A 13,207-nucleotide genomic window follows, 5' to 3' on the forward strand; every position below is an offset into this window, starting at 1 on the left:
TTCATGTCACAGATCCGGGAACTCCGCCGCACCGTCACTCGGGGCCGGCGGGACGTTCTGGGAACCGGGTGGTGACCCGATCCACTACCAGGACGGCAACGCGCCGGCCGATGCGGGGACCCGGTTCGTCGTGGCCATGATGTGCGCGCCGGGCAAGCCCATGCTCGAAGTGGTCGAGGAGGAGGAACCGGAGCAGCGGGCCCACCTGCGGGCCCCGCGACCCACCGACTGACCTGCTGGCTGCTCGCACAGGCCGGTTCGGAACCGAGCCCGTGCGCTCTGTGGGAGGGCGCGATCCGGCATGAGCGCCAGTGATGTCGTGCGCTGCATGCTGACAGCGCTGTTCGCGGCCGGGGCCGTCCACGCGCTGTGGTGCGGCCTCCTTTCGCGGAGTTCCGGATGGCGCAGCCGAGGCGACCACCTTCTGCACACCGTCATGGCCCTGGCCATGGCGGTGATGCCGTGGAACGGGGGCGGCATGCTGCCGGAGGCGCGGACAATCTTCTTCGCGGCCGCCGCGCTGTGGTTCCCGCTGACCGCCGTCAGCCGTCAACGGCAGTTCGAACTGACCGACGTCGCACGGAGGTTGCCGTACGCGGCGGGCATGGCCGCAATGGCCTGGATGACGCACCTCGGTCACTCCACGGGGTCGAAGGCCGGCGGCGTGGTCACCGGGGTGCTGGCGCTGTACCTCCTCGCGTGCGCTCTGCGGTCGTTGACCCGGGACATGCCCGTGCTGCGCAGAGCTCCGGGCATCGCGGACAGCTCCACCGGTATCAGAGCGCCGTACACCCACTTCTGGCACGGATCGATGGCCCTGGGCACGGTCATCATGCTGCTCATGCACCACTGACGGCCGAGTGACCCCCGGCCCCTTCTCCCGCAGGGACTGACACCTGGCCGCGATCACCGATCTCGCCTCGGTCAGTCACTGAACCCGGGCCACGGCCGTCGCGCCGCGCTCAGCGGCTGAACAATTCGAAGACGACCGCCGGCTTCCCGCCGAACCGCGCACTGTGCTCGCCGGTGCTGTCCCTCAGGAAGCGGCGCGTGTACGTCTCGGGGTCCTCGTCGCTCAACGCCTCGATGTACGTACGATGCTGAAGCAGTGACTGCACCGCCTGTTCGAGGCCCCGGTCCGCACGTACCGCGTGGGTGGGGTTCGGGGAGTTGGCGACGGCGACCCATCGCACGCCGTTCCAGGGGCGCAGCTCCTGCTCGGCCAGTTCAGGGAAGATCCAGCGGTTGCCGGCGTCCGCCGCCGCGTCGAGGGCGGCGCGCCCGACGGCCACGTGATCCGGGGTGTTCCAGACACCCGAACCCCAGGTCTCATGATGGTTCAGAGTGATCAGCAACTCGGGCCGGTGACGGCGGATGGCAGCGGCGATGTCGCGGCGCAGGGAGAGGCCGTACTCGATCGTGCCGTCCGGGTGGTCGAGGAACTCCACCGCGGAGACCCCGACGGCGGCGGCACTGGCACGCTGCTCCCTTTCCCTCAGCGGTCCGGCCTCGGCCGGTGCCAGCGTGTCGATGCCCGCTTCGCCGCGGGTGGCGAGGACGTAGGCGATCTCACGGCCGTCCTGGATCCAGGCCGCGACAGCGGCCGAGCACCCGTACTCGAGATCATCAGGATGGGCCACCACGGCCAGTGCACGTTGCCAGTCGGTCGGCATCGGCCGCAGTCGCGCGAGAGGCGAATCGGTCACAGCGCCTGCTTTCAGGGATTGTTCCCGTCATTTCCGCCGCGCATGAGAGGTGCCCACAGTGAAGTGGGGCGCGGGGAGGTGCCGGACTGCGTGGAGATCAGACGAGCTCCAGACCTCCGTCGAGCGTCAGCACTTGACCGGTGATGAAGGGGCCCGAGGGATCGGCGACACGCAGGATCCAGTCCGCGACGTCTTTCGGGTCGCCGATTCGGCCTGTGGGGATGCGGTCACGCTCGTGGCTGAGCAGCTCGGCGATGGCGTCCTGCGGCAGGCCGGCCGCCGCCAGGACATCCGTCCTGGTGGGGCCGGGGGCGATCGCGTTCACCCGCACTCCCTCCGGCGCCAGTTCGAGTGCCCAGCTCCGCGTCAGCTGCTCCATGGCGCTCTTGGTGGCGGCGTAGTGGGCTCCTCCGGCCAGCGGACGGTGACCGTAGGTGCTCGAGACGTTGACGATGGAACCCGATGAGTCGCGGAGGTGCGGCAGCGCCGCATGGGCGAGCATGCTCGGGGCCGTCACGTTGAGGTCGAACAGGCGGGAGATCACCGACCGGTCGGTGTCCGCCAGAGGCATCACGGCAGTGACACCGGCGTTGTTCACGAGGACGTCGATGCGGCCCCACCACTCCACGGCGGTGGCCACGACCGTGTCCGCGGCGCCCTCCTCGCAGATGTCCAGCGGCAGGACCGCGATGGTGGAGTGGCCGTGAGCCGTCTGTTCCAGGGCTTCCTTGCGGCGTCCCACGCCGAGGACGCGTGCCCCCGACTCGGCCAGGGCGATCGAGGTGGCTCGGCCGATGCCCGATCCCGCCCCTGAGACGATTGCGACACGGTCCACGAAGCGTGGGGCGGTAGTGCGGGGCATGATCCCTCTCGGCTCGTGAAGTTCGGGTCCGCCGGTGGCGTCCCGGGCTGCGGGGTGGCGAAGTCCTCCGCACGGCCCGCCCGCCGTCGTGGGTGGGGGCGGTCCGTCTCCGCGCCATGGGTCGGGCGTGCGGCGGACTGTGCGGGCCGGACGGGGGGGGCGGTCAGCCGAACTGGCCGGGCTGGTAGTCGCCGGCCGGCTGCTGAACGATGACGTTCACGCGGTTGTAGGCGTTGATGACGGCGATGAGGGAGACCAGCGCGGCGAGCTGGTCCTCGTCGTAGTGCTTGGCGGCGTTCGCCCAGGCCTCGTCCGTGACCCCGCCGGCCGCGTCGGCGATGCGGGTGCCCTGCTCGGTCAGCTCCAGGGCGGCGCGCTCGGCGTCGGTGAAGACCGTGGCCTCCCGCCAGGCCGCGACCAGGTTGAGGCGCTGCTGGGTCTCCCCGGCGTGCGTGGCGTCCTTGGTGTGCATGTCGGTGCAGAAACCGCAGCCGTTGATCTGGCTGGAGCGGATCTTCACCAGCTCCTGGGTCGCGGCCGGGAGCGTCGAGTCCGCAATCACCTTGTTGGCAGAGTTGATGTGCTTCAGCACCTTCCCCGCGAGCGGGTTGCCGAAGAAGTTGAGACGCGATTCCACGGTGATCTCCTTGCAGTGTTGTGGATACACAACTAATGACCGAGGTGACCGAAGGCGTGTGACAGCGCCTCTGTGTGGCCTGAGTCTCATCCGTTCGGTTGTGGATACCCGTCGTGCCAGGTGAAGCCCGGGAGATGGGTGTCGGCGGCCGCGCCGCCGCGGTGCACATGCCACTCTTGCGGGCGGCAGCACACCCTTGTTGTGGCGCGGTGCGCAGGGACGACGCGCCCGCTGGTCCGCGCCAACCACTATCTCCTGACGTACCGGGGACACCGTGGTCTGAAGGCATGGCTGGACGGCGGTCAGGAGGCTCGCCGCGTACGCGAGGAGGAGCGGCGGTCGGGCCGTTCCGGGTGAGACCCTCGGCTCACCCGGAACGGGTACCGGCGCGCTGCGCCGACGCGGACGTCGAAATCACGGTGTGAACGGAGCCGTCAGCCCCGGTCCAGGATCGCCGTGAGGGCCTCCCGCAGTGCCGTCTCGGGGCTCGCCGACGGGCCCTCGGAGCGCCAGGCGACGAATCCGTCGGGGCGGACCAGCACCGCTCCGTCCTCGGTGACGCCGTGCACCTCCGCCCAGTCCGTGTCGCTCGCGGGGGAGAGCTCCGCGTCGGTGCCGCTGCCGATCCGGTACGCGTCGAGCGGGACGGACAGCCGCTGGGCGACGTCCTTCGCCGCGCTGTGCCACTTGTCCGACGAGGTCAGGAGCACCATGGACCGCTCGTACAGGTCGAGGGTGGAGACCCGGGTGCCGGCGCGGTCCAGCCACATGTGCGGTGCCCGGCTGCCGGGTTCGCCGGTCAGGCGCAGGCCGTCGGGGACGATCGGCGCGTTCTGGTCGGCGCCCAGGACCGCGCCGCGCGGATAGCGGTAGGCCAGCGCCACGTTGAGGATGCCGCCCTTCTTGCCGCCGGGGCCGGCGGCTCCCGGGGCGGGGATGTACCCGGGGTGGCTGTGCTCGACCGAACGCGACGAGGCGCGGGCGCTGGTCGCCTCCGCGACCGGGCGGCGCTCGGCGTCGTAGGACTTCAGCAGTCCGGGGCCCGCCCAGCCGCCCAGCACCGCGGCCAGTTTCCAGGCGAGGTTGTGCCCGTCCTGGATTCCGGTGTTGGAGCCGAACGCACCAGTGGGGGACATCTCGTGGGCCGAGTCGCCGGCCAGGAACACCCTGCCGTCTGAGTAGCGCTCGGCGACCCGCTCGGCGGCGTGCCAGGCGGCCCTGCCGGTGATCCGCACATCGAGATCGGGCACGCCCACGGCGCGTCGGATGTGGTCCGCGCACCGCTCGTCGGTGAACTCCTCCAGGGTCTCGCCGTGTTCGGGGTGCCAGGGCGCGTGGAAGACCCAGTGCTCCTCGTTGTCGACCGGCAGGAGCGCTCCGTCGGCCTCCGGGTTGGTCAGGTAGCAGACGATGAAGCGCCGGTCGCCGACGACATCCGCGAGGCCCCGGGAGGTGAATGTGACGCTCACATTGTGGAAGAGGTCACCCGGTCCGCTCTGTCCGATGGCGAGCCGCTCGCGGATCGGGCTGCGTGGGCCGTCCGCCGCGACCAGGTAGCCCGCGCGGACGGTGCTGTGCTCGCCCGTCTCCCGGCTCTTGAGCTGCGCGGTGATCCCGTGCGCGTCCTGCTCGAACGACAGCATCTCGGTGGAGAAGCGCAGGTCCCCGCCCAGTTCCCGGGCGCTCTTCAGCAGCACCGGCTCCAGGTCGTTCTGGCTGCACAGGCACCACGCGCCGGGGCTGAAGCGGGCGAGCCCGCCGCCAGGGTCGATCTCCTTGAACAGCCACTCACCGGCGTCGCCCACCAGTGTCGGCGTCTGCATGATGCCGTGGTTCTCCGCCAGGACCGAGGCGGCCTCCTCGATGCGCCGCTGCACCCCGGCCACCCGGAACAGCTCCATCGTGCGCACGTTGTTGCCGCGTCCACGCGGATGGATCGAGGTGCCCGAATGGCGTTCGACCAGCAGGTGGGGCACACCGAGCCGGCCCAGGAACAGCGAGGTGGACAGGCCCACCAGGGAGCCGCCGACGATGAGGACCGGCGTGTGCTGACCGACCTCGCCGGCCTCTTCCAATCGGTTCATTGATTGCCTCCAGCGTCACCCGCGAGGTGAGTCAGGGATGGGATGCCGGCCGCTTTGAACGGCCATCAGTTTCCATGCCCTGTGCGGAGAGGATCGCGCGCTCCGGGCACCCGGATGGCACACAGTTCACTCGTCCGCACCGGCGGGCTCGCGCGCCTCGGGGGTCGCGTCAACGATCGGCACATGGCGACCCCGGTCTTTGGGACACGGCGGTCGTTCCTGACCTTCCGTGAAGAAGAGAAGAGGTGTGCCGGATGACTACTTCGGGACGTATATCGCAATCGGCGTTCGACGGCTCCAGACTTCGGGTGATCCTGCTGCTCGACCTGTACGAAGGAGCCCAGGAGCAGTTCCTCGACGCGTACGAGCACATGCGCAATCAGGTCGCGTCCGTTCCCGGACACCTCAGCGACCAGCTCTGCCAGTCGATCGAGAACCCCTCGCAGTGGCTCATCACCAGCGAATGGGAGAGCGCCCCGCCCTTCCTCGCCTGGGTGAACAGCGAGGAGCACGTCGAGACGGTCCGGCCGATGCACAACTGCGTCCGGGACACCCGCTCGATGCGCTACAGCATCCTTCGGGAGACCAGTCCCGCCCAGCCGCACGGCCAGAAGTCGGCCAAGGCGGGCATGCAGGTCGAGGCCCGGGTGGGCGAAGGTGTGGCACGCCATGCCCTCACCTTCACCGTCAAGCCGGGTACCGAGTCGAAGGTCGCGGAGATCCTCGCCGGGTACGAGTCCCCCCAGGCCCAGGTCGACGACACCACGCGGCTGCGGCGCACCTCCCTCTTCATGCACGGCAACCGTGTCGTGCGTGCGGTGGAGGTGGAGGGCGACCTCATGGCGGCACTGCGTCACGTCGCCCGTCAGCCCGAGGTACGGGCGGTCGAGGAGGCCATCAACCCGTACCTGGAGCAGGACCGGGACCTGAGGGACCCCGACTCGGCGCGGGTCTTCTTCACCCGGGCCGCGCTGCCGTCCGTGCATCACGTGACGTCCGGCCGCAAGGCACCCGAGGACGTGCGCCGTCACGCGCTCTACTACCCGGCCAAGCCAGGCTGCGGGATGGAGCTGGCCAGGTTGCTCGCCCATCAGGACGAAGCCGCGGCGGAGGACCCGAAGAGCCCGGTGTACCGGAGCACGGTCTTCCAGCGCGACGACATCGTGGTGCGTCTCATCGACGTGACGGGCGAGCTGGACGCGGACCCCGTCGCCGCGCTCGGTGTCAAGGGCGCGAAGAAGGCCGCGGAGCTGGAGCGTCTCCTCGACGGTGCCGCGATCGGCGTCGAGGGCTCCCTGGAGACGGAACGCAACATCAACCGCCTCCTGTCGCACGTCGACATGATGCCCGTCACCGACCGCTCGGCGGATTCCTGACAGAGGGCCGCGGCTCCGTCCGCGGCCCTCCCTCCCCGGACGTCACTGCCCCACCCGGAGGTATCAAGCATGTTCAAGAAGCATCCACGCATCGTGGACCTGAGCGAGACGGAACCCAACCGCAGGCGCGGAGGCGACATCCGGGCCATGCTCACGCCCGCCACGGCCGGGTCCACCAGCGGCTTCATGGGCCTGGCCCTCATCCAGCCCGGCGAGCGCATCGGTGAGCACTACCACCCGTACTCCGAGGAGTTCGTGTACGTCGTCAACGGCGCCCTCGAAGTGGACCTGGACGGCGACAGCTTCGCCCTGCGGCCCGATCAGGGTCTGCTGATCCCGATCAACATGCGGCACCGCTTCCGCAACGTCGGCGACACGGAAGCCCGCATGGTCTTCCACCTGGGCCCGCTCGCTCCGCGTCCGAGCCTCGGCCACGTCGACACGGAGGTGACCGACGACACCGCGCCCGGCCCCGAGTTCGCCACCGCCGGGGCGGACCTGTCCGCGCCGGACCACGGACAGCCGTCCGAGCGAAGTGGGGCCATAAAGTGACCCGGCGGGTGGCCGTCACCGGTGTCGGTGTGGTCGCTCCGGGCGGCACCGGGGCGACGGCGTTCTGGGACCTCCTGTCCAACGGCCGCACCGCGACCCGTGGCATCTCGCTGTTCGACCCGGCGGGCCTGCGTTCCCGCATAGCCGCCGAATGCGACTTCGACCCGCTCGCGCACGGCCTCGACCCGGAGCTGAGCGAACACGTCGACCGGTACATCCAGTTCGCCGTGGTCGCGGCCGGGGAAGCCGTCCGGGACTCCGGACTCGACACCGGCAAGGAGGACCCCTGGCGGGTCGCGGTCTCCCTGGGCAGCGCCGTCGGCGGCACCACCCGCCTGGAACACGACTACGTCCAGGTCAGCGAACGGGGCCGGCGGTGGGACGTGGACCACCGCGCGGCCGACCCGCAGCTGCACCTGGCGTTCTCGCCCAGCACGCTGGCCTCGGTCGTCGCCGAGGAGTTCGGTGCCCAGGGACCGGTGCAGACCGTCTCCACCGGCTGCACCTCCGGACTCGACGCGGTCGGCTACGCCTTCCACACCATCGAGGAGGGCCGGGCGGACGTCTGCATAGCCGGGGCGTCGGACTCTCCGATATCCCCGATCACCATGGCCTGCTTCGACGCCATCAAGGCCACCTCACCCGACAACGACGACCCCGAGCACGCCTCCCGGCCCTTCGACGCCCACCGCAACGGCTTCGTCATGGGCGAGGGCGGCGCGGTACTGGTCCTGGAGGAGTACGAGCACGCCCGAGCCCGCGGCGCGCACATCTACTGCGAGATAAGCGGCTACGCCACCTACGGCAACGCCTACCACATGACCGGTCTGACCAGCGAGGGGCTGGAGATGGCCCGGGCGATCGACACCACGCTCGACCAGGCCCGCCTCGACCCCACCCTGATCGACTACGTCAACGCGCACGGCTCGGGCACCCGACAGAACGACCGGCACGAGACCGCCGCGGTCAAGCGGTCCCTGGGCGAGCACGCCTACAAGACGCCCATGAGCTCCATCAAGTCCATGGTGGGGCACTCGCTGGGCGCGATCGGCGCGATAGAGGTCGTCGCCTGCGTCCTCGCCCTGAAGCACCAAGTGGTGCCGCCCACGGCGAACTACGAGACTCCCGACCCCGAGTGCGACCTGGACTACGTGCCGCGCACCGCACGCCCGCGGAAGCTGAGCAACGTGCTCTCCGTGGGCAGCGGATTCGGCGGATTCCAGTCCGCGGTGCTCCTGAGCGGGCCGGGTGGGAGGAACCGATGACCACTCAGCGCACTCAGCGCCCCCGGCGCGCGGCCATCACCGGCATCGGTGTGATCGCGCCCAACGGACTGCGCGCCGACGCGTACTGGAAGTCCGTCAGAGAAGGCCTCGTCGTCCTGGACCGGATCACCCGCGAGGGATGTGAGCACCTGCCGCTCCGTATCGCGGGCGAGGTCCGGGCCTTCGACGCCGCGGCCCTCATCGAGGAGCGGTTCCTCGTCCAGACGGACCGCTTCAGCCACTTCGCGATGGCGGCGACCGTGCTCGCCCTCGACGACGCCGGCCTCGGCCACGGTGACCCCGCGGACCCGTACGACATCGGCGTGATCACCGCCGCCGGATCGGGTGGCGGCGAGTTCGGACAGCGCGAGCTCCAGAAGCTGTGGGGCCAGGGATCCCGGTACGTGGGCCCGTACCAGTCCATCGCCTGGTTCTACGCCGCCAGCACCGGCCAGATCTCCATCCGGGGCGGCTTCAAGGGACCGTGTGGAGTGGTCGCGAGCGACGAGGCGGGTGGCCTGGACTCCATCGCGCTCGCCGCCCGGGGTGTACGGCGCGGCACCGGCGCGGTGGTCGTCGGATCCGCGGAGGCCCCCCTCGCCCCGTACTCGATGGTGTGCCAGCTCGGATACCCCGAGATCAGCACCGCCGAGGATCCCGGTCAGGCCTATCGGCCCTTCACCGCGGGAGCGCGCGGCTTCGCTCCCGCGGAGGGGGGAGCCATGCTCGTCGTGGAGGACGAGACCCGCGCCCGTGAGCGCGGGGCGGCCGTCCGGGCCATCGTGGCCGGCCATGGAGCCACGTTCACCGGAGCCTCCCGTTGGGAGCGGTCCAGAGAGGGTCTCGCCCACGCGATCCGTGGCGCCCTCGACGAGGCCGGCTGCGCTCCGGAGGAGATCGACGTCGTGTTCGCCGACGCCCTGGGCGTTCCGGAGGCGGACCGCGCCGAAGCCCTGGCCATTGCCGACGCCCTCGGTAAGCACGGCACCCGGGTCCCCGTCACGGCGCCCAAGACGGGCATCGGGCGGGCCTACTGCGGGGCACCCGTGCTGGACACCGCGGCCGCGGTGCTCGCCATGGAGAACGGCCAGGTACCCCCCACCCCCAACGTGTTCGACATCTGCCACGACCTCGACCTGGTGATGTCGAGCGCTCGTCCCACCGAGCTGCACACGGCCCTGGTCCTCAGCAGGGGACTGATGGGCTCCAACGCGGCGCTGGTAGTGCGCCGTGGCGGCGACTCCGCCCGATAGGACCGGGCGGGAAGGAGAACAGACTCATGATCACCACCGAAGTGACCCTCATCGAACTGGCCTCGCTGATGAAGAAGGCGGCCGGTGTCTCCGTCGACCCCGAGGACCTCGAGAAGTCGTCCGACTCCCCGTTCGGCACCCTCGGCCTCGACTCGCTCGGCCTGCTCGGCATCGTCGGTGAGCTGGAGAACCGGTACAGCCAGCCGCTGCCCCCCGACGCCGAGCGCTGCAAGACCCCCCGTGAGTTCCTCGACCTCGTCAACAACACCCTCAAGGCTGGAGCCTGAAAGTGGCAGGACACACCGAGAACAGCATCACCATCGACGCCCCTCTCGACCTCGTCTGGGACATCACCAACGACATCGAGAACTGGCCGCAGCTCTTCAGCGAGTACGCGTCCCTGGAAGTGCTCTCCCGCGACGGCGACACGACGAAGTTCCGCCTGACCATGCACCCGGACGAGAACGGCAAGGTCTGGAGCTGGGTCTCGGAGCGGACCGTGGACCGCGCCAGGCGGACGGTCCGCGCCCGCCGCGTCGAGACGGGCCCCTTCGACCACATGAACATCCGGTGGGAGTACGAGGAGACCCCCGAGGGCACCCACATGCACTGGGTGCAGGACTTCGCGATGAAGCCCGAGGCCCCGGTCGACGACGCCTGGATGACGGACAACATCAACCGCAACTCCCGCGTCCAGATGGAGCTCATCCGGGACCGGATCGAGAAGGTCGCCCGCGACCGTCAGAACGCGCCGATGCCCGGCTGACAGCCGGAACTCAGGAAGGACAACCGATGCACCACGCCCTCATCGTCGCGCGCATGGCGCCCGACTCGGCCCCGGCGATCGCCGATGTGTTCGCCGCCTCCGACCGCGGTGAACTCCCGCACCTGATCGGCGTCAAGCGGCGCAGCCTCTTCCAGTTCGGTGATGTGTACATGCACCTCATCGAAGCCGACAAGGACCCGGCGCCCGCCATCGCGAAGGTGGTCGGGCACCCCGAGTTCCGGAGCGTCAGCGAGCAGCTGTCGGCGTACGTCAGCGCGTACGACCCGCAGACGTGGCGCAGCCCCAAGGACGCCATGGCCCAGTGCTTCTACCGCTGGGAGCGGGACGCCGTCTCCTGAGGCGAACGCCCGGACACAACCCGAGGCCGCCGACCCCGCGATGGACGCGGAGCCGGCGGCCTCGGGTTTTTCCCGGTGCGCCGGGAAGGCCGGATCAGCTGGGGATCGTGCACTCGAAGGCGTGCAGATACGCGTTGACCGGACGGAACTCGTCGATGACGAGCCCCGCGTCCGTCAGCCGGTCGACCATGCTCTGCCGGGTGTGCTTCGCACCGCCGACATTGAGGAGCAGCAGCAGGTCCATGGCCGTGGTGAACCGCATCGACGGGGTGTCGTCCACGAGGTTCTCGATGACGACGACGCGGGCACCGGGCCGCGCCGCCTTGCGGATGTTGGCCAGCGCCCTGCGGGTGCTGTCGTCGTCCCACTCCAGGATGTTCTTGATGATGTACAGGTCCGCCTGGACCGGGATGTCCTCACGGCAGTCCCCGGCCACGACGCGCACCCGCTCGGCCAGCGAACCGCCGCCGCGCAGCCGGGGATCGGCGTTCTCCACCACTCCCGGCAGGTCGAGCAGCGTGCCGTGCATCCCGGGGTGCTTCTCCAGCAGGCTGACCAGGACCTGGCCCTGACCGCCGCCGATGTCCGCGACCGAGGACACGCCGCGCAGATCGAGAAGGTTCGCCACGTCCCGCGCCGACTGCTCGCTGGACGTCGTCATGGCCCGGTTGAACACGTACGCCGACTCCGGGGCCTCTTCGTTGAGGTAGTCGAAGAACTCCCGCTCGTACACGTCCTCGAAGACGTTCCGGCCGGAGCGCACCGCCTCGTCGAGCTTCGGCCAGACGTTCCACGTCCACGGCTCGGTGCACCACAGGGCGATGTAGCGGAGGCTGTGCGGGTCGTCCTCGCGCAGCAGCCGGGACATCTCCGTGTGCGCGAAGGTGCCGTCCGGGAGTTCGGTGAAGACCCCCTGGCAGGACAGCGCGCGCAGCAGCCGCCGCAGGGTCTTCGGCTGGGCCTTCACCGTCGCCGCCAGGTCCTCCACGCGCATGGGCGTGTCGCCCAGGGCGTCCGCCACGCCGAGGCGGGCGGCCGCCCGTACGGCGGCGGCGCAGGCCGCTCCGAAGGCGAGCTCCCGCAGCCGCATGGACGGCGGTGGCGGAGCCGGGTCGACCGTGCTCGGGGGAGCCGGATCAACAGTGGTCATCGTGGTGCCTCGCTTCTGGGGTCGTGCTGGTGGGGGGGGAGGGGTCAGCACAGTCCGGCGGGCTCGGAGTGCGCGCAGGTGTTGTCGTGGAAGTTGTTGCGCTTGCCCTTGGCGCGGTCGCGGTTGGCGAGGTCTGCCTTGCCGTTGCGCTGCGCCAGGTTGTTGCGGATCTCGTTGTGCTCGTTGATGGCGCCCACGAAGCTCTTGAACAGAACGATGCCGCCGGACAGCGGGGAGGTGCCCACGTTGTCCTCGACCCTGTTCTCCGCCACCAGTGTCCTCTCGGCGCCGGTGAGGACGATCCCGGAGCCCTGCAGGAAGGGCAGACGGGGGGTCTTGGGGCAGTACTTGTTGTTGGCGTGGACGTAGTTGCGGACCACGCTCAGCGCCCCGACGTGCGGCTTGTTCTCGTCGCCCACGACGAACACCGCGGCGCAGTTGCCGGTCGCCTCGTTGTGATCGACGGTCAGGTTCCGCAGCCGCCGGACCGTGACGCCGATCCGGTTGCCGGTCAGAAGGTTGTGACTGACGACCGTCCCCATGGTGTCCCGGGCGCCCTCCTCGGTGCTGACCGTGTTGGACAGGAACAGTCCGGCGTCGCCGTTGTTCCGGGCGAGGTTGTAGCGGAACACCCCGCGCACGGAGCGCTCCTGGGCGATGCCCCACTGGCCGTTCTTCTCGGCGACCACTCCCTGGACCGTCAGCCGGTCGGTGCCCGACGCCCACAGGCCGTGCTTGGCGAAGCCTCTGAGAGTCAGTGAGCTGATGGTGACGTCCTTGACGCGCTTTTTGTCCGTTCCGGTGACGCAGATCCCGTCGCCGGCCCTGGCGCAGCTGCCGGAGGCCTTGCCCGGCACGATGACGGTGGAGCGCGCACCGTAGCCGCGCAGCGTCAGGTTCGACACCGTGACGCGGACACTCTCGTGGTAGGTGCCGGGGGAGAGGACGACGGTGTCCCCCGGGTGTGCGGAATTCACGGCCTGCTGGATCGACCCGCCGGGTTTGACCCAGTGCACCGTCGGGTGCTCGGTCGACGGGGCGGCACCCAGCACCGACGCCGTGACGGCTGCGGTGCAGGCGAGGTAGGCCATCTGTCGTTTCGTCATAGGCCGAAGCTAAGAGCGGGTGTTCCGGCCCGCCACCGCTGATCACCCAGGTGGACCGCCGATGTCACCTGCCTGCGCGCGTAAGGGTGAG

14 protein-coding genes and 1 pseudogene are annotated in these 13,207 nt (G+C 69.9%); 9 read left to right on the top strand and 6 right to left on the bottom strand.

Features of this window, described 5'->3' with window-relative positions; all coding sequences use genetic code 11:
• Positions 1–11: 11 nt before the first annotated feature.
• Positions 12–232 (top strand): annotated as a pseudogene (locus tag FNV62_RS56205) (cupin domain-containing protein); the annotation flags it as partial.
• A 69-nt stretch (positions 233–301) separates the two neighbouring features.
• The gene (locus tag FNV62_RS43955) at positions 302–853 is read left to right on the top strand and encodes a DUF5134 domain-containing protein (protein WP_144316101.1); all 552 of its coding nucleotides are present in this window, start codon (positions 302–304) and stop codon (positions 851–853) included.
• A gap of 109 nt (positions 854–962) precedes the next feature.
• Here the strand turns inward: FNV62_RS43955 and FNV62_RS43960 are convergent, their stop codons facing one another.
• From FNV62_RS43960 to FNV62_RS43975, 4 genes are all read right to left on the bottom strand, one after another.
• A complete protein-coding gene (locus FNV62_RS43960; RefSeq protein ID WP_211180403.1) occupies positions 963–1,673 on the bottom strand; it encodes a PIG-L family deacetylase in 711 nt (236 codons plus the stop codon).
• A 130-nt stretch (positions 1,674–1,803) separates the two neighbouring features.
• Entirely contained in the window at positions 1,804–2,541 is a 738-nt protein-coding gene (locus FNV62_RS43965; RefSeq protein ID WP_225900602.1) for an SDR family NAD(P)-dependent oxidoreductase, read from the bottom strand.
• A gap of 190 nt (positions 2,542–2,731) precedes the next feature.
• Entirely contained in the window at positions 2,732–3,205 is a 474-nt protein-coding gene (locus tag FNV62_RS43970; protein WP_054232646.1) for a carboxymuconolactone decarboxylase family protein, read from the bottom strand.
• 434 nt (positions 3,206–3,639) lie between these two features.
• Positions 3,640–5,289 carry an FAD-dependent oxidoreductase gene (locus tag FNV62_RS43975; RefSeq protein WP_097287361.1) on the bottom strand — a complete coding sequence of 550 codons (1,650 nt, stop codon included), beginning with the start codon at positions 5,287–5,289 and terminating at the stop codon, positions 3,640–3,642.
• 254 nt (positions 5,290–5,543) lie between these two features.
• Here FNV62_RS43975 and FNV62_RS43980 point away from each other — a divergent pair, with 254 nt between their 5' ends.
• The 7 genes from FNV62_RS43980 (at position 5,544) to FNV62_RS44010 (ending at position 10,860) form a co-directional block, all read left to right on the top strand.
• Complete coding sequence (locus FNV62_RS43980; protein ID WP_054232644.1) at positions 5,544–6,665, top strand: SchA/CurD-like domain-containing protein; 1,122 nt, start codon at positions 5,544–5,546, stop codon at positions 6,663–6,665.
• A 69-nt stretch (positions 6,666–6,734) separates the two neighbouring features.
• Positions 6,735–7,217 carry a cupin domain-containing protein gene (locus FNV62_RS43985; protein ID WP_054232643.1) on the top strand — a complete coding sequence of 161 codons (483 nt, stop codon included), beginning with the start codon at positions 6,735–6,737 and terminating at the stop codon, positions 7,215–7,217.
• Positions 7,214–8,482 (top strand): beta-ketoacyl-[acyl-carrier-protein] synthase family protein, encoded by a 1,269-nt coding sequence (locus FNV62_RS43990; protein ID WP_097287362.1) that lies wholly within the window; start codon positions 7,214–7,216, stop codon positions 8,480–8,482. Before FNV62_RS43985 ends, FNV62_RS43990 begins: the two co-directional genes overlap by 4 nt.
• Positions 8,479–9,735, top strand: coding sequence for a ketosynthase chain-length factor (locus FNV62_RS43995; protein WP_060895971.1), 1,257 nt, complete (start codon positions 8,479–8,481; stop codon positions 9,733–9,735). The genes FNV62_RS43990 and FNV62_RS43995 overlap by 4 nt, the downstream gene beginning before the upstream one ends.
• A gap of 26 nt (positions 9,736–9,761) precedes the next feature.
• The gene (locus tag FNV62_RS44000) at positions 9,762–10,022 is read left to right on the top strand and encodes a phosphopantetheine-binding protein (protein WP_054232640.1); all 261 of its coding nucleotides are present in this window, start codon (positions 9,762–9,764) and stop codon (positions 10,020–10,022) included.
• Positions 10,023–10,024: 2 nt separating this feature from the next.
• Positions 10,025–10,501, top strand: a complete 477-nt coding sequence (locus FNV62_RS44005; protein WP_054232639.1) for an SRPBCC family protein — start codon at positions 10,025–10,027, stop codon at positions 10,499–10,501.
• Between the two features lie 26 nt (positions 10,502–10,527).
• The gene (locus tag FNV62_RS44010) at positions 10,528–10,860 is read left to right on the top strand and encodes a TcmI family type II polyketide cyclase (protein WP_054232638.1); all 333 of its coding nucleotides are present in this window, start codon (positions 10,528–10,530) and stop codon (positions 10,858–10,860) included.
• 94 nt (positions 10,861–10,954) lie between these two features.
• On the opposite strand, the gene FNV62_RS44015 is transcribed toward FNV62_RS44010, so the two are convergent.
• Positions 10,955–12,010: a methyltransferase gene (locus FNV62_RS44015; protein ID WP_097287363.1), complete on the bottom strand. Its 1,056-nt coding sequence runs from the start codon at positions 12,008–12,010 to the stop codon at positions 10,955–10,957.
• Between the two features lie 44 nt (positions 12,011–12,054).
• Positions 12,055–13,116, bottom strand: coding sequence for a nitrous oxide reductase family maturation protein NosD (locus tag FNV62_RS44020; protein ID WP_144316103.1), 1,062 nt, complete (start codon positions 13,114–13,116; stop codon positions 12,055–12,057).
• Positions 13,117–13,207: the final 91 nt, after the last annotated feature.

This window comes from Streptomyces sp. RLB3-17, from assembly GCF_007113425.2.
GTDB classification, from domain to species: Bacteria; Actinomycetota; Actinomycetes; order Streptomycetales; family Streptomycetaceae; genus Streptomyces; species Streptomyces mirabilis_D.

Bases quoted from the DNA above. Each gene is read 5' to 3' on its own strand.
- FNV62_RS44010 (WP_054232638.1), top strand. From the start codon at position 10,528: ATGCACCACGCCCTCATCGTCGCGCGCATGGCGCCCGACTCGGCCCCG.
- FNV62_RS43995 (WP_060895971.1), top strand. From the start codon at position 8,479: ATGACCACTCAGCGCACTCAGCGCCCCCGGCGCGCGGCCATCACCGGC.
- FNV62_RS43980 (WP_054232644.1), top strand. From the start codon at position 5,544: ATGACTACTTCGGGACGTATATCGCAATCGGCGTTCGACGGCTCCAGA.
- FNV62_RS43955 (WP_144316101.1), top strand. From the start codon at position 302: ATGAGCGCCAGTGATGTCGTGCGCTGCATGCTGACAGCGCTGTTCGCG.
- FNV62_RS44020 (WP_144316103.1), bottom strand. From the start codon at position 13,116: ATGACGAAACGACAGATGGCCTACCTCGCCTGCACCGCAGCCGTCACG.
- FNV62_RS43985 (WP_054232643.1), top strand. From the start codon at position 6,735: ATGTTCAAGAAGCATCCACGCATCGTGGACCTGAGCGAGACGGAACCC.
- FNV62_RS43975 (WP_097287361.1), bottom strand. From the start codon at position 5,289: ATGAACCGATTGGAAGAGGCCGGCGAGGTCGGTCAGCACACGCCGGTC.
- FNV62_RS43960 (WP_211180403.1), bottom strand. From the start codon at position 1,673: ATGCCGACCGACTGGCAACGTGCACTGGCCGTGGTGGCCCATCCTGAT.
- FNV62_RS44015 (WP_097287363.1), bottom strand. From the start codon at position 12,010: ATGACCACTGTTGATCCGGCTCCCCCGAGCACGGTCGACCCGGCTCCG.
- FNV62_RS44000 (WP_054232640.1), top strand. From the start codon at position 9,762: ATGATCACCACCGAAGTGACCCTCATCGAACTGGCCTCGCTGATGAAG.